The 20,641-nt window shown below is 73.8% G+C and carries 10 protein-coding genes; 3 read left to right on the forward strand and 7 right to left on the reverse strand.

What is annotated here, in order from left to right; translation table 11 throughout:
- Positions 1–36 precede the first annotated feature (36 nt).
- Positions 37–603, forward strand: a complete 567-nt coding sequence (locus tag RLT57_RS01430; RefSeq protein WP_311295522.1) for a flavodoxin domain-containing protein — start codon at positions 37–39, stop codon at positions 601–603.
- Between the two features lie 305 nt (positions 604–908).
- Here the strand turns inward: RLT57_RS01430 and RLT57_RS01435 are convergent, their stop codons facing one another.
- Both RLT57_RS01435 and RLT57_RS01440 read right to left on the reverse strand, forming a co-directional pair.
- Positions 909–1,040 (reverse strand): hypothetical protein, encoded by a 132-nt coding sequence (locus RLT57_RS01435; protein WP_311295523.1) that lies wholly within the window; start codon positions 1,038–1,040, stop codon positions 909–911.
- Positions 1,041–1,311: 271 nt separating this feature from the next.
- Positions 1,312–2,238, reverse strand: a complete 927-nt coding sequence (locus tag RLT57_RS01440; protein WP_311295524.1) for a universal stress protein — start codon at positions 2,236–2,238, stop codon at positions 1,312–1,314.
- A 438-nt stretch (positions 2,239–2,676) separates the two neighbouring features.
- On the opposite strand from RLT57_RS01440, the gene RLT57_RS01445 reads away from it, so the two are divergent.
- Both RLT57_RS01445 and RLT57_RS01450 read left to right on the forward strand, forming a co-directional pair.
- A complete protein-coding gene (locus RLT57_RS01445; protein WP_311295525.1) occupies positions 2,677–3,192 on the forward strand; it encodes a flavodoxin domain-containing protein in 516 nt (171 codons plus the stop codon).
- Positions 3,193–3,435: 243 nt separating this feature from the next.
- Positions 3,436–5,160 (forward strand): GAF domain-containing sensor histidine kinase, encoded by a 1,725-nt coding sequence (locus RLT57_RS01450; protein ID WP_311295526.1) that lies wholly within the window; start codon positions 3,436–3,438, stop codon positions 5,158–5,160.
- A 60-nt stretch (positions 5,161–5,220) separates the two neighbouring features.
- Here RLT57_RS01450 and RLT57_RS01455 read toward each other — a convergent pair whose 3' ends face one another.
- The 5 genes from RLT57_RS01455 to RLT57_RS01475 form a co-directional block, all read right to left on the reverse strand.
- Entirely contained in the window at positions 5,221–6,453 is a 1,233-nt protein-coding gene (locus tag RLT57_RS01455) for a cytochrome P450 (RefSeq protein ID WP_311295527.1), read from the reverse strand.
- A 55-nt stretch (positions 6,454–6,508) separates the two neighbouring features.
- Positions 6,509–8,152 carry a phytoene desaturase family protein gene (locus RLT57_RS01460; RefSeq protein ID WP_399129741.1) on the reverse strand — a complete coding sequence of 548 codons (1,644 nt, stop codon included), beginning with the start codon at positions 8,150–8,152 and terminating at the stop codon, positions 6,509–6,511.
- Between the two features lie 40 nt (positions 8,153–8,192).
- Entirely contained in the window at positions 8,193–9,881 is a 1,689-nt protein-coding gene (locus RLT57_RS01465) for a phytoene desaturase family protein (protein WP_399127821.1), read from the reverse strand.
- Complete coding sequence (locus tag RLT57_RS01470) at positions 9,871–19,578, reverse strand: non-ribosomal peptide synthetase/type I polyketide synthase (protein ID WP_311295529.1); 9,708 nt, start codon at positions 19,576–19,578, stop codon at positions 9,871–9,873. The genes RLT57_RS01465 and RLT57_RS01470 overlap by 11 nt, the downstream gene beginning before the upstream one ends.
- Positions 19,579–19,679: 101 nt before the next feature.
- Entirely contained in the window at positions 19,680–20,534 is an 855-nt protein-coding gene (locus tag RLT57_RS01475) for a sterol desaturase family protein (RefSeq protein ID WP_311295530.1), read from the reverse strand.
- Between the last annotated feature and the right edge of the window lie 107 nt (positions 20,535–20,641).

Genomic DNA, 20,641 nt, shown 5'->3' on the forward strand with positions numbered 1-20,641 from the left:
CGGTCCCAGGGGGAAGCGAGTCCAGGAGGCGACGCCATGGCACAGCGGCGGAGACCGACCGGCCCGACGCACCCGACGGCGGCCGCCGACCGGGCGCCAGGGGCGCGCGTCCTCGTCGCGTACGCGTCGAAGTACGGTTCCACGGCGGAGATCGCCCGCTGGATCGGTGACGCGCTCACCGGCGAGCGGCTGCGGGCGGACGTACGGCCCGCGGCCGAGGTCGGCGACGTGGCCGGGTACGACGCCGTGGTGCTCGGCTCCGGCCTGTACGCCGGGCACTGGCTGCGCGACGCCTGCCGCTTCGCCCGGCGGCACCGCGAGGCGCTGCTGGGACTGCCGGTGTGGCTGTTCAGCAGCGGCCCGCTGGACCCGGTGAGCGCGCGGTACGGCATCGAGCCGACCCGGGAGGTGACGCGCATCGCCGAGCGCGTGCACGCCGCCGACCACATGACCTTCGGGGGCCGCCTCGTCGACGACGCCCGCGGCTTCCTCGCCCGCCGCCTGGTCGCCCAGGGCGACGGCGGCGACTTCTGCGACCCGCGCCGGATCCGCGAGTGGGCCCTGGACATCGCCGACACCGTCCGCGCCCGCCCCGCCCCCTGACCCGCCGGGCCCCGCCGGAAGCGCCAAGGCCCGACCGCCCCCGGGCTCCGCCAGACCGTGACCGGCCCGTCACGCCCGGCCGCGCGTTCGCTTCCCGATCGGAACCGCCCGAGCCGGGGCCTGCCGTTCGGCTCAGCGAGGATGGCGGGGGCGTGGCCCGGTACGCACGGCCGCGGAGGGAGGGGGCGCCGTCGGGGTCCCTGCCCGGCCACCGGGCACAGGGGCCGGTGTCGACCGACGAGAACGCAGCCGGCCGGGCGTACCGGCCCCCGCTCCTGCGCCCACGGAGATCCCCACGACAGACCCTAGCCCCTGGCCGCCGCGGTGCCGGGGGCACCCGGTGTGTCCGGTGCGTCCGGGATCAGCGGCCCGGAGGCCGTCGGCCCCGGTTTCCCCACGGCCCAGCCGGTCAGTTGCTGCGTGTCGACGAGCGCCATGCCCTCAGCATGCGACCGCCCGGCAAGCGGCGGCAATCGGTCGACGCGGCCCCGCGGGCTCCCCCGCGGCGGCCGGACAGCCGGGCGGCCGGGCGGCCGGACCGCCACGGGGCTTCGTGCGGCCGGACGCCCGCGGACCACCGGGAACCGCCGGGGCAGGCCCCACCGGCCGGTCCGCGCGCGGTGCGGGCGGGTGGGCCCGGCCGGGACACCTCGGCGCCGGGCGGGACACCCGTGCGGGGTACGTGCCGGCCCCCCGCGGGTCACGCGGTCACCCGGCGGCCTCCGGGTCGGCGTGCGGGATGACGGCCACCGGGACCATGGCGTGGTGCAGTACGGAGTCCGACACGGAGCCGATGTGCGGGCCCGCGCCCCGGGTGGGTGCGCGGTGGCCGAGCACCAGCAGCGAGGCGTCCGCCTCCGCGTCGAGCAGGTGGCCGGCGGCGCTGCCGACGACCGATTCGGCGACCACCGCGACCTTGGGGAATTTCGCCCGCCAGGGACCGAGCACCGTTTCCAGGGCTTCCGCCTCCTCGGCCGCCCTTCCGGTGCGCGGGCGCGGCTCGGCCTCGGCCTCGCCGAGGGTGCGCGGCGGCGGCATGTTCCAGCTGTGGATGACGCGCAGGGTGGCGCAGCGGCGGGACGCGGCGTCGAAGGCGAAGGCGATCGCCCGCTCGGCGGGCCGCGGGAGGTCGAGCCCCAGGACGACGTCCCGGTACGGGGCGCCCGGCGTCACGCAGTGGTGGGAGCCCGGCCGGTGCTCGTCGGACGACCGCTGTCCGGCCCGGACCAGGACGACGGGGCACCTGCCGTGGCTGACGGCGCCGAGCGCCGCGGACCCCCGCAGCAGCCCGCTCATCGCGTTCTTCCCTCCCGAGCCCAGGACCAGCAGTCCGGCGCCCTCGCCGGCCGCGACCAGCCCGGGGAGCGGGTTCGCGGCCACCTCCTCGGTCGTGATGACCACGTCACGGTAGGTGTGTCGCAGCCGGACCGCCGCCTCCTCCAGCGAGCCGCCTCCGGGGCGGGTGCGCCGGTCCTGGCCGGCGGACGCCGCGACGGCGCCGCGGCCGGTCTCCGGCGGCACGACCCGCAGCAGCCGCAGGTCCGCCGCCCGGCGTTCGGCCTCGCGGGCCGCCCAGTGCGCGGCGGCGATACTCGCCGGTGAACCGTCCACACCCGCGACGACAGTACCTGTCATGACCTTTACCTCCCGATACGCCCCCTGTCTCCAGCATCATCCCCATGGGTACCGGTCGGCAAAGGCCGGGCGTCCGCGCCGGGACGGCCCGGGGCCGGCCGCCGGACCGACCGGGCCCGCAGCCGTACGCCGGCCCGCCGTACGCGGTCCCGCCGCGGGCCGCGGTTCGGCGCGGCCACGCGCTTCCGCGGTGCGTCGGCCGCTTCCGCCGCGGACCGGCCCGCCCTGCGGCGGCCGGTCCGCGGCCCCGGTCGATACATCCCGGCCGGTGCCGGACAGTGGAGGGGGAGGGGAACCACGGACGAGGCGGCTCACAGCGGACCGGGCGGGCCGACGCGGGCCGGCCGGTCACCGGACGCACCTCACCTGACCACACCTGACCGCACCTGACCGCACCTGACCGCACCTGACCGCACCTGCGAAGACGGGGTGATCACCATGGCCGGACCGCGCATCCTCGTCGTCTACGCGTCGCGGAACGGATCCACGGCGCAGATCGCCGGGTGGATCGCCGGGACCGCCGCCGAGCGGGGTGTCGCGGCGACGGTCCGCCCCGCCGCCGAGGTCGGCGACATCAGCGGGTACGACGCGGTGGTGCTCGGCTCCGGGGTGTACGCCGGCCGCTGGCTCAAGGACGCGCGCCGCTTCGCCCGGCACCACCGCAGGGCCCTGCTGGAGGTTCCGGTCTGGCTGTTCAGCAGCGGGCCGCTGGACGACGACGCGGCGGAGCGGGCCGTCCCGCCGCTGCGCAACGCGGCGCGGATCACCGAGCGGTTGGACGCCGCCGACCACGTCACGTTCGGCGGCAGGCTGGTCGCCGGAGCGCCGGGCTTCGTCGCCCGGCAGCTGCTCGGCCAGGGCAGGGCCGGCGACCACCGCGACCGCGGGCAGATCCGCGCCTGGGCCGTACGCATCGCCGACGGCGTCGCGGCGGCCTGGCACCAGCTGATCTGACCGCCGGCGGCACCGCGCCCGTCAGCGGCAGCCGGCGGACGTCCGCGCCGGGGCCCGCTCGGACCGCTCCGACCAGGCGGCGAGCACCTGGACGGGCGCGGCGGCCCGGTACCCCGGACTTCCGGTCGCCGGGCCGCCGGGGTACCGATCTCCGCCCGGGACGGGGCCCGGTGCCCGCGGCCCGCTAACGTGGGACCCCGGTGAACGGCACGTTCCACGGCGAGGGGCATACGGAGGTTACGGGTGGGCGACGGTGTCGGTGACGGGAACGAGCAGCTGCCGCGTTTGCAGCTCGACGAACTACTGGACGAACTGCAGATCCGGATCAACGCGGTCCGCACCACCCGGGACCGCGTGCACAACCTCCTCGAAGCCGTGCTGTCCGTGGGCGGCGAGCTGGACCTGGCCCAGGTGCTGCGGCGGATCGTGGAGGCGGCCGTCATCCTGGTCGACGCCGAGTACGGCGCCCTCGGTGTCATCGAGGGCACTCAGCTGTCGCAGTTCCTGACCAGCGGGGTCACCGGGGAGCAGGCCGCCGCGATCGGCCCGCTGCCGTCCGGCCACGGCATCCTCGGCGAGCTGATCCGCCATCCCGAACCGCTGCGGCTGTCGGAGCTGTCCGACCACCCGGCCTCGCACGGCTTCCCGGCCCACCATCCGCCGATGCACTCCTTCCTCGGTGTGCCGATCCGGGTCAGGGACGAGGTCTTCGGGAACCTCTATCTCACCGAGAAGCGCGGCGGCGCGCAGTTCGACGGGGAGGACGAGACCGTCCTGCGCACCCTCGCGGTGGCCGCCGGTGTCGCCATCGAGAACGCCCGCCTCTACAAGGCCGCCCGCGACCGGCAGCTGTGGCTGGAGGCCAACGGCCAGGTGACCGCCGACCTGCTGTCCGGCGCCGACGAGGACACCGTGCTCGAAGGCATCGTCCGGCACGCCAACCGGATCCTCGGCGCCGACCTCGGCGTCCTGGCGCTGCCCGTGCCGGGCAGCACCGACCTCCAGGCGGTGATCGCGGTCGGCACCGACGCCGAGAGCCACCGCGGGCTGGTCCTGCCGGTCGAGGGCTCCTTCATGGGCGCGGCGCTGGCCACAGGGCAACCCATCACCACCCACCAGATCCAGAAGGACCCCCGGATCACCGTCGGTCCGCCGCGCTGGAACGGGCTCGGCCCCGTGGTGGCGGTGCCGATGCTGAACGACGGCGAGGCCCGCGGGGTGCTGATGCTCGCCAGGGAGGAGACCGGCGTGCCCTTCACCTCGGCTGAGACCGAGCCGCTGCTGTCGTTCGCCGGTCAGGCCGCGCTGGCCATGGAGCTGGCCGAGCGCCGGCGCGTCGCCGAGCAGGTGACGCTGCTGGAGGACCGCGACCGCATCGCCCGCGATCTGCACGACCTCGCCATCCAGCGGCTCTTCGCGACGGGGATGACCCTGCAGAGCTCGCTGCGCTTCGTCGAGCACCCCGAGGCCGCCGAGCGGCTGATGCGGGCCGTCGACGACCTCGACGAGACCATCAAGATCATCCGCTCGACGATATTCGGGCTGCGGGCCCGGGAGTCCGACCCCCGGCGGCTGAGCCTGCGGGCGCAGGCCGCCGCCCGGGTGGAGAACGCGGCCCGGGTGCTGGGGTTCACGCCGTCGCTGCGCATGGAGGGGCTGATCGACACCGACGTGCCGCAGTCCGTCGCGGAGGACGCGGTCGCCGTCCTGGAGGAGGCGCTGTCCAACGTCGCCCGGCACGCCCGCGCGACCGGTGTCGGTGTCTCCCTCACTGTGGCGGCCGGCCGGCTGACGCTGACCGTCTCCGACGACGGTGTGGGGCTTCGCGCGGAGGGCCGCCGCAGCGGGCTGCGCAACCTCACCGAGCGCGCCCACCGGCAGGGCGGCACCATGGAGGCGGCGGCCGCTCCGGGCGGCGGCACCCGCCTGGTCTGGCAGGTACCGCTCACCCGCCCCCGGCCCGAATGACGGCGCCCGGGAGCGGGCGCCGTACCCCCGCCCGGCAACCGGGAGCGGGCGCCGCGACCCTCACCAGGCCACTGGCAGGGCGCGCAGACCGCTGAAGAACTCCTTCGAGCGCCAGTCCAGCTCCTCCTCCGGGGCGGCGAGCCGCAGGCCCGGCAGCCGGGTCGTCACGCGTTCCAGGACCACCTGGAGTTCGAGCCGGGCCAGGTGCGCGCCCAGGCAGTAGTGGATGCCGTGGCCGAAGCTGATGTGCGGGGTGCCGGTCCGCTGTAGCGCGATGCGGTCGGGGGACGGGAAGGCCCCCGGGTCGTGGTTGGCGGCTGCCTGGGAGACCACGACCGGCTCGCCGGCCCGGACGAGCACACCGCCCAGTTCGACGTCCTCGGTGGCGTAGCGGGGCAGGGTGAGGCCGTTGAGCAGGGGGACGTAGCGCAGGAGTTCCTCGACGGCCCGGGGAATCAGCTCGGGCCGGGCCCGGACGGCGGCCAGGAGTTCCGGGCCGCCGGTACCGGCCTCCCCGGGGAGCAGCAGGACCGCGAAGAAGTTGGCGATCTGGTTGGTGGTGGTGACGAAGCCGCCGACGAGCAGTTCGTTGACCAGTCCCGTCAGCTCGTCCTCGGTGAGGTCTCCGTCGTCGCCGGCCCGTACCAGGACGGTGATCAGGTCCGCCGCGGGGGCGCGGCGCCGGGCCTCGATCCAGCCGTGCATACGGGCGAAGAAGTCCTCGGCATGCCGCTGGACGACCTCGGGCGTCACCTTTCCGGAGCACACGGTGTCCGCCCACGCCCGTACGGCGGACCGGTCCTGTTCGGGGACTCCGACGAGTTCGCAGATGAGGGTCATGGGCAGCGGGAAGGCGAGGTCCTCGACCAGGTCCGAGGGCGGACCGGCCGCGGTCATCCGGTCGAGCAGCCCGTCGGCCGCCCGGTGGACGCGGTCACGGAGCCGTTCGATGCGGCGTGCGGTGAACTCCCTGGCCAGCAGCGCGCGCAGCTGGGTGTGGCGCGGTGCGTCCAGCGCGATGAGGCCGCCGCCCGCCCGGGGCATGGGGCCGATCCGGGGCTGGTCGCGGCGGACGGCCTCCGCGAGGCTGAACCGGGGGTCCGACAGGACCGCCCGCACGTCCTCGTAGCGGGTGGCGAGCCAGGCGTCGTCCCCGTACGGGAGCCGGACGCGGGCGGGGGGCCGGTCGCGCAGCGCTCGGTACGCGTCGGGGAGGCCGAGCCCCTCGGTGGTCCAGAAGGGGTACGCGAGCGGTTCCGGGGCGAGGCCGGCGGCATGGGGGGGCGCGGTCACGGGGTGCCTTTCTCGGTGGGGCGGGGGCGAAGCGGTGCGGGCCGGCCGGTGGGGTTCAGTGGCGCGGGCCGACCGGGATGTCCACATGGGTCGGCAGGGGTGCGCTGGTGTCGACGTCGGCGGTGAAGTCGATGCCGTCGTCCCGGCAGATGAACTGCAGGACCTGGCGTCCGGCGGCGGCGGCGCGGATGAGGCCGCCGGTGGTGGCCCAGACCCCGGAGAGGTAGAAGTTCTCCAGGCCGGGCAGCACGGGGCCGTTCTTCTTGACCAGCTCCTCCATCGCCTCGCCGCTCTCCACGAAGGGCTGCCAGCCGAGGAACGTGCCCTCGAAGCTGCCGGTGTAGCGGATCTGGGTGAGGGGGGTGCAGGTGTCGCGTACCGCGATGGAGTCCTTGAGTCCCGGGTAGAGCCCTTCGAGGAAGTCGATGACGGCGTTCCTGGTGCGCCGCTTGGCGAGGGCGTACTCCTTGCCGCGCCGCACCGGGAGGGTGTGGAGTTCCGTTCCGCGGCGGGCCCGGCTGAGCCGTTCCGGGCCCTCGGCCAGCTGTCGCCAGGGGGCGGTGTCGGAGAAGTAGGTGGCGTAGACGACGGTGGTGTCCCGGGGCGAGAGCTCGGGGTAGAAGCGGCTGCGGAACTGCACGTTGAGGCTCGGGTGCCGGATGCCCGTCAGCTTGGCGGCGGTCGCCTCGTCCAGCAGGTGGGTGGTGGTGGGGTCGGCGTGCGGAAAGGGGCGGCGCAGGCCGAGGAAGACGCTGGTGTAGCCGGGGAAGACCATCCCGGGCCGGTGCAGGGTCTCGCGGTACAAGGTGGCGTACTCGCCGTCGAGGTAGCGGCCGTCGAGGAGGTTCAGCAAGGTGGAGGGGCCGTCGCAGGCCGAGACGACGATGTCGGCGTGGTGCTCCTGGCCGTCGGAGAGGCGTACCCCGATCGCCCGGTCGTCCTTGACCAGGATCTCCTCGACCATGGCGTTGTACGTGATCCGGCCGCCGAGCCGCAGGTAGCGCTGCTCGATGGAGCGGGCCAGTCCCAGGGAGCCGCCCTCGGGCACCCCCGCCGAGCGGTGGGCCTGCGCGGCCATCTGGAAGTAGAAGGGCAGGACGGGGAATCCCGGGTGCTTCTCGTAGAGGATGTAGTTGAAGGCCTCCTTCAGCAGCGGATCCTTGAAGCGGGCCGAGTACTCGGCCATCAGCACGGACATCGAAGTGCGGAAGAGGTTGAAGTACGGCAGGAACCCCGCCAGCATCCGCCAGCGCTCCCGGCGGCTCATCAGCGCCACCGGGGTGAGGAAGGGATAGGAGGGCAGGCAGGCGATGAACCTGCGCAGGCCCTTGCAGAAGGACCGGATGGCGCGGGTGTCGGGCGGGGACAGGGACACCAGGTGGGCTTCGAGCCGGTCGGGGTCGCAGTAGAAGTAGACGGTGCGGCCGTCCTTGCCGCGCACGGTGTTGAAGACGTCGAAGTGGCGCATCTCCTTGCCCTGGAGCGCTCCGAGTTCGAGCCAGATCTGGTGCATCTCGTTGCCCGGACCGTTGCCGAGCAGCCAGCTGACGCAGGCGTCGAAGGTGAAGTCGCCGCGGCCCCAGCCGGTGCAGCAGCCTCCCGGGATCTCGTGCATCTCGAAGACCCGGGTGCTGTAGCCGTTCATCTGGCCGTAGGCCCCGGTGGAGAGGCCGCCGAGCCCCCCGCCGATGATGATCATGCTCTTTCTGCGGGCGCTCCTGACCGTGGTCATCTCGCCGTCACCTCACCCTGCGGGTTTCGAGCTGGGGCAACTCGCCGAGCCGGTCGGGGTGCCAGGGGGTCGTGCCGCCGCGTTCCCAGGCGCGGAAGTCCAGGCCCAGCTCCCTGCACAGGTACTGGGTGACGAACCGGCCGCCGGCCGCGGCGCGGATCAGGCTGCCGCCGCCGAACCACTGGCCCGCCATGGAGAATCCGTCCAGGCCGGGCAGCCGCATCCGGTCCTTGTTGATCAGCCCCGTGATGACGTCGTCGGCCGGAGTGAAGGACTTCCAGCCCAGGATGCTGCCGCCCCGCACCCCGGTGTACCGCTCGGTGGTCGCCGGGGAGGCCACGTCCACCACCTCGATGGCCCGGCCGATCCCCGGGTAGTGGCGCTCCAGGAAGCCGCGGACGAAGTCGGCCACCTCCTGCTTGCGGGCCCAGTACGCCTTGCGGTCGGTGCGTCGCAGCTGCTTCCAGGAGTCGTAGTCACTGAAGTAGGTGCAGTGCACGACGGACTTGCCGGGCGGGGCGAATCCGTCGGAGTAGCGGGAGCGCATCTGCACGACGAGGCTGCCCTGGAGGACGCCGGGCAGCGCCGCGCTGTCCTCGTCGGAGAGCAGGTAGGTGGTGCTGTGCCGGGCCGCCGGATCCAGTTCCTCGCTGAGTCCGACGAAGGCCGAGACCACGCCCGGGTACAGGACGTCGGGGCGGCTCGCCATCTCGGTGAAGAGCTTGTCGATCCTCGGGCTGGTGTACTGGCCGCCGAGCAGCTTCTCGATGGTGGTGGCCCCGTCGCAGGCCGAGACCACGTGGTCGGCGAAGTGCCGTTCGCCGTTCCTCAGTTGCACGCCGACCGCGCGGTCGTCCGCCACCAGGACGCGCTCCACCCGGGCCCGGTAGTCCACCCGTCCGCCGAGTTCGGTGTACCGCTCCTCCACCGAGCGCGCCAGGCCGAGCGAACCGCCCTGCGGGAAGCCCGCGTTGAGGTGGAAGGCGCTGGCCATGTTGAACAGGTAGGGCAGCAGCGGGAAGACCTCGTGGTCCTGGAAGAAGATGAACGGGAAGGCCCGGCGCAGCAGTGGGTCCTCGAAGCGGTCGCAGAAGCTCTCCATCCGGGTCACCGCGGTGCGCCACAGCAGCGCGAAGGAGGGCAGGACGGCGCGCAGGGTGGCGAGCTTCTCGCGGGGGGACTGCAGGGGCGGCGGGGTCAGGAAGGGGTAGAGGTTGATGCGGGTGAAGCGGCGCAGGTCGCGGCAGAACGCACGGATCGGGCGGGCGTCGGCGGGCGAGATCTCCAGGAGGTGCGCCTCGAGGCGGTCGGGGTCGTTGTAGAAGGTGACCGAGCGGCCGTGCTCGTCGGTGACGGTGTTGAACATCTCGAAGTTCGCGATGGTCTTGCCGTCGAGGGCGCCGAGCTCCCGCCAGACCCGGCTGGCGTCGTTGTTGCGTCCGGTCCCGGTGAGCCACTCGATGCAGTAGTCGAAGACGTAGTCCTGGCGCGACCACGCCGTGCAGCAGCCGCCGGGCAGCACGTGCCGCTCGAAGATCCGGGTCTCGGCGCCGCTCATCTGGGCGTAGCAGCCGGTGGAGAGGCCGCCGATGCCCGCGCCGATGATGATCACCCGGGGCTTTCCGGCGGCGGGCCGGCCCCGCCCCGGGGCCCGGGGGCCGCGGTCCTCCCACACCGTCCTGTCGTCACGCGGCACCGAGCTCGCCCTCCGTCGTGTCGGCCCGCGCGGGGGTACGGACGTCGCGGGGGGCGCCGATCGCGTCGCCGAGCGCGTCGAGCACCAGGGCCGCGTTGCGGGTGGCGGGCTTCTCGTCGAGCATCTCGGCGTGCAGCCCGGCACCGCTTACCAGCCGGCTGCCGGCGGTGGAGGCGGTGTGCCAGCTGCCGGGCTGCCCGGCCGCGTAGAAGGCCGCCTTCGCCTCGTCGGAGATCACGGTGACCAGAGCGGCCACCGTTCCGCGGTTCGGGGTGCGTCCGCAGTACTCCAGGTAGTCCCTGGCCTGTTCGAGGGTCTGCGCGGTGACGGTCTCGGAGCGGGTGTGGCGGCGCAGGTGGTCCCCCAGTTCGCGCTCGAAGGCCGCGACGTGCTCGGTGGACAGTCCGTACTCCTCCGTGATGCGGTACGAGTCCATGATCACGACGTGGGGCACCTCGCGTCCGCGCCGTTCGAGCTCCCCGGCCACCTCGAAGGCGAGGTTGCCGCCCAGGGAGTAGCCGAGGAGGAGGCACGGCCCCTCGGGCCGGAGCGACTCGATCAGGTCGGCGTAGCGGGTGGTCTTGTCCCCGTCGACGTGGTTGAAGGCGATCACCTCGTGCGACGGCAGGTGCGCGGCGAAGTGGCGGTAGACCAGGCCGTGGCCGCCGGCCGGCGGGAAGCAGAAGAGCGCCGGTCCGCGGCCCGCGTTGAAGGTCAGGTGGGAGAGGTTGCCGGAGATCCGGCCGGTGACGATGTCCTCGACCGTGCGGGCCATCCCGTGCAGCGTGGTGACCTTGAACAGCAGGCCGACCGGGATCGCGATCCCGAACTCCTTCTGGAGGTGGTGGATCAGCTCGATGAGCGTGATGGAACTGCCGCCGGAGGCGAAGAAGTCGCTGTGCAGGCCGACCTTTTCCAGGCCGATCACGTTCTTCCAGTGGGCCGCGACGCGCTCCTCGTAAAGCGTGGCGGGTGGTTCGTGGTCCCCCTCGGCCGCCTCGGCGCGGGGCGCGGGCAGGGCTTCCGGGTCCACCTTGCCGTTCGGGGTCAGGGGGAGGGCGTCGAGCACCGTCAGATGGGTGGGGATGAGGTAGGTGGGCAGCTGGGCGGCGAGGTGCCGGCGCAGCGCCCGGGTGTCCGGACCGGCGTCCGCCGGGCCGGCGGCGGCGTGCACACTGTCGGCGTCGCGGGCGTCGAGGGCGTCGCGGGCCCGGACGACGTAGGCGCAGAGCGCCGGTTCGCCGCCGGCACCGGTCCGGACCGTCGCGTGGGCCTCGGCGACCCCGGGGAAGGAAGTGAGCAGGGATTCGATCTCCCCGGGTTCGATGCGGTGGCCGCGCAGCTTGATCTGGGTGTCGGCGCGGCCGAGCAGGTGGATCCGGCCCCGGGCGTCCCGGCGCGCCAGGTCGCCGGTGCGGTAGAGCCGTTCGGGGACGGCGCCGGGTCCGCGGTCCAGGGTGACGGTGACGAAGCGGCGCCCGGTCTGCTCCGGATCCCCGGCGTAGCCCAGCGCCAGGCCCGCTCCCCCGGCCCACAGTTCGCCGGTCACTCCCGCCGGTACGGGCTGCCGGTGGGCGTCGAGCACGTGCAGTACGCAGTTGGGCAGCGGAGTGCCGATGGGGACGATGCTGTTGGGGTCGAGACCGTCGGTGGGTCCGTCGAAACAGGCGCTGTCGACTGTCGCCTCGGTCAGCCCGTAGGAGTTGACCACCCGGGTGGCGGGGCCGCAGAGCGCGCGCAGCCGCTCGTACTCCGCCACCTTCCAGGTGTCGGATCCGACGATCAGCAGCCGCATGAAGTCCAGCCGGTGGCCGCCCTCCTCGCAGTGGGTCATCAGCGCGCGGGCGACGGCGGGGACGAATTCGGCGCAGTCGACCCCCTCGGCGGTCATCGCCTCGTACAGCCGGGCCGTGTTGAGCAGCAGGTCGCGGTCGGCGAGGACCAGTCGCCCGCCCGAGCACAGGGCGCGGACGAGGTCGCCGATGAACACGTCGAAGGACGTTCCGGCCATCTGGAGGTGGACGCCGGGCGCGGCGTGCAGTCCGTACTCCTCGCGCCAGGCGCCGCAGAGGGCCGAGAGGGCGCCGTGCGAGACCTGTACGGCCTTGGGGCGGCCCGTTGTTCCGGAGGTGTGGATGACGTACGCGGGCGCGTCCGGGCCCGCGGGGCTGTCGTCAAGGTCCGGGGCGGTGTCGGCCGCGGCGGCGTCCTGCGGCGTGCCGCCCTCCGGGGCGACGTCTTCCACGGCGACGTCGGTGAGGAACTCCGCGCCGGGTACGGCCAGCCGCTCGGCGCCCGCCGGGTCGGTGATGACCAGCCCCGCGGCCGCGTTGCCCGCCATGAAGGCGAGCCGTTCCGCGGGGTGGTCCGGATCGAGCGGCAGGTACGCGGCTCCGGCACGCAGGACGGCGAGCAGCGCGACGACCAGTTCGGCCGACTTCGGCAGGCACACCGCGACGACCCCGCCGCTCACCCCCCGGGCCCGCAGTCGCCCGGCCAGGGCGCCGGAGGCCCGCTCCAGCTGCGCGTAGGTCAGATGGCGGGCCTCCCCGGCCGGGCCGGGGGCGGGGACGGTGAGCGCGACGGCCTGCGGGGCGCGGGCCGCCGCCCGGACGAACAGCCGGTGCACGGGCGGGTCCTGGGCGAGGACGGGCCCGCGGGCGGACGGGCCGTGCAGGATCTCGTGGCGCTCACGCTCGCCGAGCATGTCGAGCACGGCCACCGGCCGGTCGCCGGGGGCGCGGGTCAGCGCGTCCAGGAGGTTGCGGTAGTGCCGGCCCAGCCGCGCGGCGGTCTCGGGCCGGAACAGGTCGGTGTTGTATTTCAGGACACAGTGGAACCGGCGCTCGGCCTCGTCCTCGTACGCCGACAGGGTGAGGTCGAACTGTCCTTCCTCTTCGGGGAGTTCGATGTAGTCCAGGTGGTAGCCGTACTGCTGCGAGGACACCCTGTGGGCGAGCAGGATGAACATCGCCTGGAAGACGGCCGAGCGGCTGGGGTCGTGCTGGAGGCCGAGCTTCTCGACCAGCAGGACGAACGGGTACTCCTGGTGGTCGAGCCCCCCGAGCACCGTGGCGCGGACCTGGGCGAGCAGTTCGGAGACGGTCGGATCGCCCGCCAGGCTCGCGTACAGCGGCAGGGGGTTGACGAAGTAGCCGTACACGGACGCCAGGTCCTCGTCGGTGCGTCCGGTCACCGGGCTGCCGACAATGACGTCGTCCTGGCCGGAGTGCCGGTGCAGCAGCAGGTAGTAGGCGCACAGCAGCACCATGAAGACGGTGACGTCGTTCTCGCGCGCCAGGGCGTGGACCCGGGCGCTGAGGTCCTCGTCGAGGACGAAGAACTCCGAGGCCCCGTTGTGGGTCTGCACGGCGGGCCGGGGCGCGTCGGTGGGCAGGGTGAGCGGCGGGATCTCGGCAGGCAGCGCGCCGCGCCAGTACTCCAGCATACGAACGGCCTCGGGCGACGCCAGGAACCGGTTCTGCCGGTTGAGGAAGTCCAGGTAGCGGGCCTGGACGGGCGGCAGTTCGACGGTGCGGCCCGCGCGCATGCCCTCGTAGAGGGCGAGCAGCTCCTCGATGAAGGTGAAGGTGGAGATCGCGTCCGAGACGATGTGGTGGACCGCCTTCATCAGCACCCAGCGGTCCGGACCACGCCGGAACAGCCTGAAGCGCATCAGCCGGTCGCACGCGAGGTCGTACGGCCTGCGGTACTCCTCGACGATCACCTCGCGGATCTCCTCCCAGGTCCGGCCCTCGACGTCGAAGACCTCCAGGTCCGGCTCCACGCGCTCCGAGACGACCTGGAGCGGGCGGCCGTCCTCCAGGACGAAGTTGGCCCGCAGTACGGGGTGCCGGGCCGTCAGGACGCGGACGGCGGCGGCCATCAGCTCCGGGACGATCTCGGTGCGGACCTCGACCGCCCCGCCGATGTTGTAGGCGAAGCCGTCCGGGTGCAGCTGCTTGAGGAACCACAGCGCCTTCTGGTTCTGGGTCAGCGGGTGCCGGTACGGGTCCTGGTACACCTCCGCGGCCGCCGCGGCCCGCGGTCCGGCCGCCGCCACGGCGAGCTCCGCGGTGGCCTCGTGCAGCTGCGCGGTCAGTTCCCGCAGCGGCGCTCCGCTGAGGAGGGCCACGACAGGCAGCGCGACCCCGGTCTCCGCCTGGATCCTGGCCCGCAGTTCCATGGCGAGCAGGGAGTCGATGCCGAGGGCCCCGAGACCGGTGTCCGGGTCGAGCTGGTCGGCGCTCATCCGCAGTACGGCGCAGGCGCAGCCGACGAAGCGGTCCGTGACCAGCCGGGCGCGCTCCGCCTCGTCCGCGGCGGCCCGGAACCGGGCCAGGTAGCCGTCCCGGCCGTCCGGCGCGTCCCCGTCCGCGGCGGACCCCGCCGCGGCCGCGTGGCGGGCGGCCTCTGCGGCCAGCTCGGTGACCAGTGGCGGCGGGGAGGGGTACCAGGCCAGGAAGGTCGGCCAGTCGGTGATGGTGGCGATCAGGAGCTGGGCGCGGTCCTGGCCGAGGACCCGCTCCAGGACGGCGGTGCCGGCGGCCGGCGAGAGCGAGCTCATGCCCCGGACGGTGCGGTAGTGCTCAATCAGGCTCAGTTCGTGGATCATGCCGGTCGCCCAGGGGCCCCAGTCCAGGCTGAGCGCGGGCATCCCCCGGGACCTGCGGTGCTGGGCGAGGGCGTCCAGGAAGGCGTTGCCCGCGGCGTAGTTCGTCTGGCCGGTGGTGGTGAGCAGGGAGGCGACCGAGGCGAAGAGCACGAAGTAGTCGAGCGGCTCGTCGCGCAGGTGGTGGTGCAGGAGCCAGGAGCCCGCGGCCTTCGGGGTGAAGACGGAGTCGAAGGCGGCGCGGTCCATGGCCCGCACCGAGGTGTCCCGCACCTGCCCGGCGAGGTGGAAGACGCCCCGTACCGCGGGGGCGTCCCGGGCCCGGTAGTCGGCCAGCCACCGCGTCAGCGCCTTCTCGTCGCGGATGTCGAGGGCGGCGTGCACGGGATGGGCTCCGAGCGCCTCCAGTTCCTTGACGAAACCGATCCCGGAGCCCGCCGGGGAGTCCTGGCCGAGGGCCCGCCAGGTGGCGCGGTCGGGCAGTTCCGAGCGCCCGACGAGGATCAGGTGCCGGGCGCCCCGGCGGACGAGGTAGCGGCACAGCAGCCGGCCCAGCGCGCCGAAAGCGCCGGTGACGAGGTAGGCGCCGTCCGGCCGCAGCCGCGGCGGGATGGAGCGGGTGAGCCCTTCGGGGCGGGCGAGGGCGCTGACCAGGCGGTGGCCGTGACGCAGGGCGACCTCGTCCTGCGGCCGCTCCGGGGTCGGCGGGGCGAGGATCTCCCGCAGCAGTTCCCCGGCGTCGGCTCCCGCGCGCCCGGGACCGGCGCCGTGCCGGAGCGGTGGCAGGTCGATCAGTTTGCCCCGGTGCGCGGTCAGTTCCTGGTGGCGCAACACCCGGCCGATGCCCCAGACCGGGGCGCCGAGCGGCTCGACCGGGTCGCCGGGCACGGCCGGCTGGGCTCCCCGGGTGACCAGGTGGAGGTCGGCCGGGACGGCCGCCTGCCCGGGGTGGTCCTGGAGTGCCTGGGCCAGTGCGACGACGGAGTAGGCGCCGAGCGTGGCGTGCGCGTCGAGGTCGGCCCGCGAGGTGTCGTCCAGCCGGGGCAGGTCCAGGTTCCACAGGTGGACCACGGTGTCGAGGGGCGGCTCACCGCGGTCGGCGGCCAGGTCGGAGAGGTCGCCGAGCAGTGTGCGGAGGTCGTCGGCGCGGCCGGGGACCACCCGGGAGTCCCGGCCGTCCCGGTCGAAGACGTAGCTCTCCCCCGGCCGTACGAGGTGGCAGCGCGTGCCCCTGCCGCCCGCGAGTTCGGCGAGGGAGTCCGCGACGCCCCCGGGCGCGTCGGCGAACAGCAGCCAGCTTCCCGGGACCGGCCGCTCCCCGGCCGGGATCCCGCCGGGCGAGGGCGCCTCGGTCCAGGCGACCTCGGCGAGCCAGCCGTCGATGGTCGCGAGCCCCACCGTGGCCGAGGTCTGCTCCACGTCCGCGGCCCGGAAGCCGTGGACGTGGCCGACCGGTTCACCGTCCTCGGTGCAGAGGGCGATGTCGCCGACGAGTTCGCCGTCCGCCCGCCGGGTGACGGTGGCGTGCGCCCACAGTGGGCGTCCGCCGACCGGGTCCGTGCGCACCTCGTCGATGCTGAGCGGGAGCAGCATCCCGTTCCCGGGCGCGGTGTCCGCGGGCGGGAGTCCCGCGACGAGCAGGGTCTGGAAGCAGGAGTCGAGCAGAGCCGGGTGCACGTGGTGTCCCGCCGCGTCCTCGCCGACACCGGCGGGCGGCCTGATCAGTGCCAGTGCCTCGCCCTGCGTCCGCCAGACCTCCGCGATGCCCTGGAACGCGGGGCCGTACTCGTAGCCGAGGGCCCTCAGCGCCTCGTAGCAGGCGGTGGCGGCGAGGTGCTCCCCACGGGCCCGGACCGCCTCCCGGTCCGGCGGGGGCACGCGGACGGCCGGAGTTCCGCTGCGCACCACGCCGCGGGCGTGGACCACGGGGGTGTCGCCGCCACTCGCCACGGTGAAGACGGAGGACTCCGTGGAGAGCGACAGCTGGACGGGACGCGGGGCGTCGTCGGGCAGGAAGAGGGCCTTGCGCAGCTCGATGTCGCCGAGCCCGGCGTCCGTCCCGCCGGTCAGGGCGCGGAGCGCCTGGTACGCCATCTCGACGTATCCGGCCGCGGGAAACAGCGTCCGGCCCTGGATCCGGTGGTCGGCGAGGTAGGGCGTGGTCTCGGTGTCGAGCGCCACCTCCCAGGCGGGCTCCGCGGTGGCGAGGCGCCGTCCGAGCAGCGGATGGTCGACGCGGCCCAGCCGGATCTGCGCCACGGGCGCGGGTTCGGTCCAGTACCGGTCCCGTTTCCAGGGATAGCGCGGCAGTCGGACCCGGCGTCCGCGCGGGTGCAGCACGTCCCAGTCGACGGCGCAGCCCGCGGTGTACAGCGCGGCGAGGGAGGTGGTGAAGCACAGGAGCTCATCCTCGGACCGGCGGATCGACGCCAGCGTGGTCACGGGCTGGTGCGCGCCCGGGACCGGTGCCGGCGCCGTGGTCGCGGCGGCGGCCGTGGTCGCGGCGGTCGTGGTCCGGGGGGTGCCGTCGGCGCCGGCCCCCGGTGCTTCGTCGCGGGCGGCGAAGCACTCGTTGACGGAGCGCCCGAGGACCGGGTGCGGGCCGATCTCCAGGAAGGTGCGGTGCCCGTCGTCGAACATGGCGTCGACGGCCGAGCGGAACCGGACGGTGGTGCGGACGTTGTCCCACCAGTAGCCCGCGTCGAGTTCGGGCCCTTCGGCCCGCCCCCGCCGGCCGGTGAGGTAGAGGGGCAGCCGGGCGGGACGGGGGGTGATCCCGGACAGCCCCGCCAGCAGGTCGGTCCTGATCACGTCCATGGCGGCACTGTGGTAGGGCACTCGGACATCGAGGAACCTGGCGAACACGCCGTCGGCGTGGAGCGCCTCGGCGTACGCGGTGAGGTTCGCCTCGTCCCCGGCCACCGTGAGCGCTTCGGGGCTGTTGACCGCCGCGACGGACACCCGGACGCCGAGGGCGGCGGCGCGGCGCGCGGCCTCGTCCTCCGGCAGGCCGACGGCGAGCATGGTGCCGGTGCCCGCGACCCGGTGCTGGAGGCGGCCCCGGTGCAGCACGATCCTCACGGCGTCGGGCAGGTCGTACACCCCTGCCTCGTGGAACGCGGCGACCTCGCCCGTGCTGTGGCCGACGACGGCCGAGGGGTGGACCCCGTGGGCGTGCCAGAGGGCGGCGAGCCCGACCTGTACGGCGAAGTTGGCGGGCTGCGCCAGCCAGGTCTCCGCCATGCGGGACTCGTCCTCGGCGGCGTTCAGTTCGGCGATCAGCGACCAGCCGGCCTGCGCCGCGATCTCGCGGTCGACGGCCTCGACGGCCTCCCGGTAGGCGGGTGCGGCCTCGAACAGCTGCCGGCCCATGGCCCACCACTGCGGTCCCATTCCGGTGAACACCCAGGCCGGTGCGTCGTGCTGCGCCTCGTGGCGCCTGCCCAGCAGGACACGGGGGTGCGCCTCGCCGCGGACGTACGCCGCCAGTGACTCGTCCAGATCGTCGGACGAGGCGTACACCACGGACAGCCGGACGTCGTGCTGCTGCCGGTGGTGGGCGAGGGAGTAGGCGAGGTCGGTGAGGTCGACGGGGGCCGTGTACGGGTCCGCGGCCGCGGTCAGTTCCGCGCGCACGGCCTCGGCCAGCCGGGGCAGCACGGCGGCGTCGTGGGCGCTGAGCGGCAGCACCCGGAACGGGAGGCCGCCGTCGGCGGCGGGTCTGGAGCGGGCGGAGGTCGCCGGCTGCCCGGCTGCGCTCCCGGGTGCCGATTCGAGCAGCACGTGCGCGTTGGTGCCGCCGAACCCGAAGGCGTTCACCCCCGCGCGGGCCGCTCCCTCGTGCGGCGGCCAGGGGGTGGGCCGGTCCGGGATCTCGTAGGGCGCGGCCGCCAGGTCGATCGCCGGGTTGATCCGTTCCAGGTTGATGTGCGGTGGGATGAGCCGGTGCCGGAGGCTGAGCGCGGTCTTGATCAGCCCGGCGATGCCGGCGGCGGACTCGGTGTGCCCGATGTTGGTCTTGACGGAGCCGATGTAGCAGGCGGCGCCGGGCTTGCGGCCGATGGCGAGGGCGTACGCCAGTGCGTTCGCCTCCACCGGGTCGCCCACCGCGGTGGAGGTGCCGTGGGCCTCCACGTACTGCAGGCTGCCCGGGGTGATGCCGGCCCGGGAGCAGACCTGCTCGATGAGCGCGGCCTGGGCCTCGGCCCTGGGGACGGTGATGCCGTTGGTGCGTCCGTCCTGGTTGACCCCGGTCTCGGTGATCACGGCGTGGATCGGGTCGCCGTCGCGCTGCGCGTCGGCGAGGAGTTTGAGGGCCACGATGCCGACCCCCTCGGCCCGGACGTAGCCGTCCGCCGCCGCGTCGAAGGTCCGGGAGCGCCCCTCGGGCGAGAGGAAGCCGCCCTTGGTCTCGGCGATCGTGTACTGCGGCGCCAGGTGCAGCAGGGTGCCCCCGGCCAGCGCCAACGAGCTCTCGCCGCGGCGCAGGCTCTCGCAGGCGAGGTGGACCGCGACGAGGGAGGAGCTGCACGCGGAGTCGATGGAGAGGCTGGGGCCGCGGAAGTCGAAGCAGTGCGAGAGCCGGTTGGAGACCATCGTCATCATCGTGCCGGTCGCCGTGTGGGCTTCGAGGGTGTCGAACCGCAGGTCGGAGAACTGCAGGATCTTGTAGTCCAGGGTGAACGCCCCGACGAACACGCCGACGTCCCGCCCGGCCAGCTCGGCCGGCTTCTGCCCGCCGTCCTCCAGGGCCTCCCAGGCCACCTCCAGCAGCTTGCGCTGCTGCGGATCCATGGCATGTGCCTCACGGGGGCTGATGCCGAAGAACGCCGGGTCGAACTCGTCGAACCCGTCGATGTAGCCGCCGCGTCCGCCCACCAGCCGACCCGGTTTGGCCTTGTCCGTGCTGCCCAGGCCCGCCACGTCGTACCGGTCGGGCGGCGTCGGCGTGATGCAGTCCCTCCCCTCGACCAGGTTGCGCCAGAAGGACCGGTGGTCGTTCGCGCCGCCCGGGAAGCGGCAGCCGATACCGATGAGGGCGATCTTCGCGGCGGGCGAGGGGGACGTGCGGACGGGTGCAGACATGGGCGTTCCTTGGGTCACGGATCAGGCGCCCGCGCGGAGGGCGGCACGCGCCGCGCGGACGTGAGCAAGCCGGCGACAGAGCGGGGGACAGCGGATACGCGTCAGCCGAGCGAGCGGCGCCAGGGGTGGACGAGCGTGGCGAGAACGCGCCCGGAGGCCGGGAACGTCCGGGGGTCGGTCAGACCGACCGCCACCGGTTCGCGGCCGGGATGCCAGGTGAAGGTGCCGAACAGCCGGTCCCACAGCGACAGGTCGGATCCGTAGTGGCCGGCCTCGGACAGATCCGTGCTGTGGTGCAGCCGGTGCTGCTCGGGTCCGGCGAGCAGGTGGTTCAACGGCCCGAGTGACACCCGGATGTTGGCGTGGACGAAGTACCCCTGCGCGACGACGAAGAGGCCCACCCCGAAGACCGCGCGCCCGGAGAACCCCACCAGTGCCAGCGCCAGTTGGACGGATCCCTGCGAGACGAACACGTCGGCGACGTGGTTGACGCCGTTGTTGGCGACGTTGACCTTGTCCGGCACGTGGTGCACGCCGTGCAGTCGCCACAGCCACGCGAAGGTGTGCCCGGCCCGGTGCACCGCGTAGCTCGCGAGCGAGCCGGTCAGGAGTGCCAGGGGGATCTCGCCCCACAGGGGGAGGACGGGATGCGTGGTCGCGACCGCGGAGACACCGAGCAGCACCACGCTCTGCGCGAGTGCTCCCGCGGTCGCGGTGAGCACGTAGTACACGGCGTAATACCGCCACTCCCGCCGGTCCGGCCGCCAGGACGGGTCGTAGGGGATCAGGAACTCCAGCGCCACCAGGAAGCCGAGCACCGCGAACTGGAAGAGGAAGGTGGCCGTGCCAGGCTCCCACCCGCGCCACTCGGTGAGGGCGAAGACGCTGACAACTGCGAGCAGCAGGACGGGCTGAACGGATACTGCCAGCACGTCTCGCACCGTCAACCGGGGCATCGGACTCCTCCTTGCGGCGACGACCTGACACAGAGAAGCGCGCTCCAGCCTCAGTGATCCGCCGGGGCGATCACAGTATGTATTCGCGGGATTGCGGAGCGCAACCG

Origin of the sequence: Streptomyces sp. ITFR-21, from assembly GCF_031844685.1 — a bacterium.
In the GTDB taxonomy this organism is placed as follows: domain Bacteria; phylum Actinomycetota; class Actinomycetes; order Streptomycetales; family Streptomycetaceae; genus Actinacidiphila.

Coding starts and splice junctions, on each gene's coding strand:
- RLT57_RS01445 (WP_311295525.1), top strand. CDS start 2,677: ATGGCCGGACCGCGCATCCTCGTCGTCTACGCGTCGCGGAACGGATCC.
- RLT57_RS01460 (WP_399129741.1), bottom strand. CDS start 8,152: ATGATCATCATCGGCGGGGGGCTCGGCGGCCTCTCCACCGGGGCCTAC.
- RLT57_RS01440 (WP_311295524.1), bottom strand. CDS start 2,238: ATGACAGGTACTGTCGTCGCGGGTGTGGACGGTTCACCGGCGAGTATC.
- RLT57_RS01475 (WP_311295530.1), bottom strand. CDS start 20,534: ATGCCCCGGTTGACGGTGCGAGACGTGCTGGCAGTATCCGTTCAGCCC.
- RLT57_RS01435 (WP_311295523.1), bottom strand. CDS start 1,040: ATGGCGCTCGTCGACACGCAGCAACTGACCGGCTGGGCCGTGGGGAAA.
- RLT57_RS01430 (WP_311295522.1), top strand. CDS start 37: ATGGCACAGCGGCGGAGACCGACCGGCCCGACGCACCCGACGGCGGCC.
- RLT57_RS01470 (WP_311295529.1), bottom strand. CDS start 19,578: ATGTCTGCACCCGTCCGCACGTCCCCCTCGCCCGCCGCGAAGATCGCC.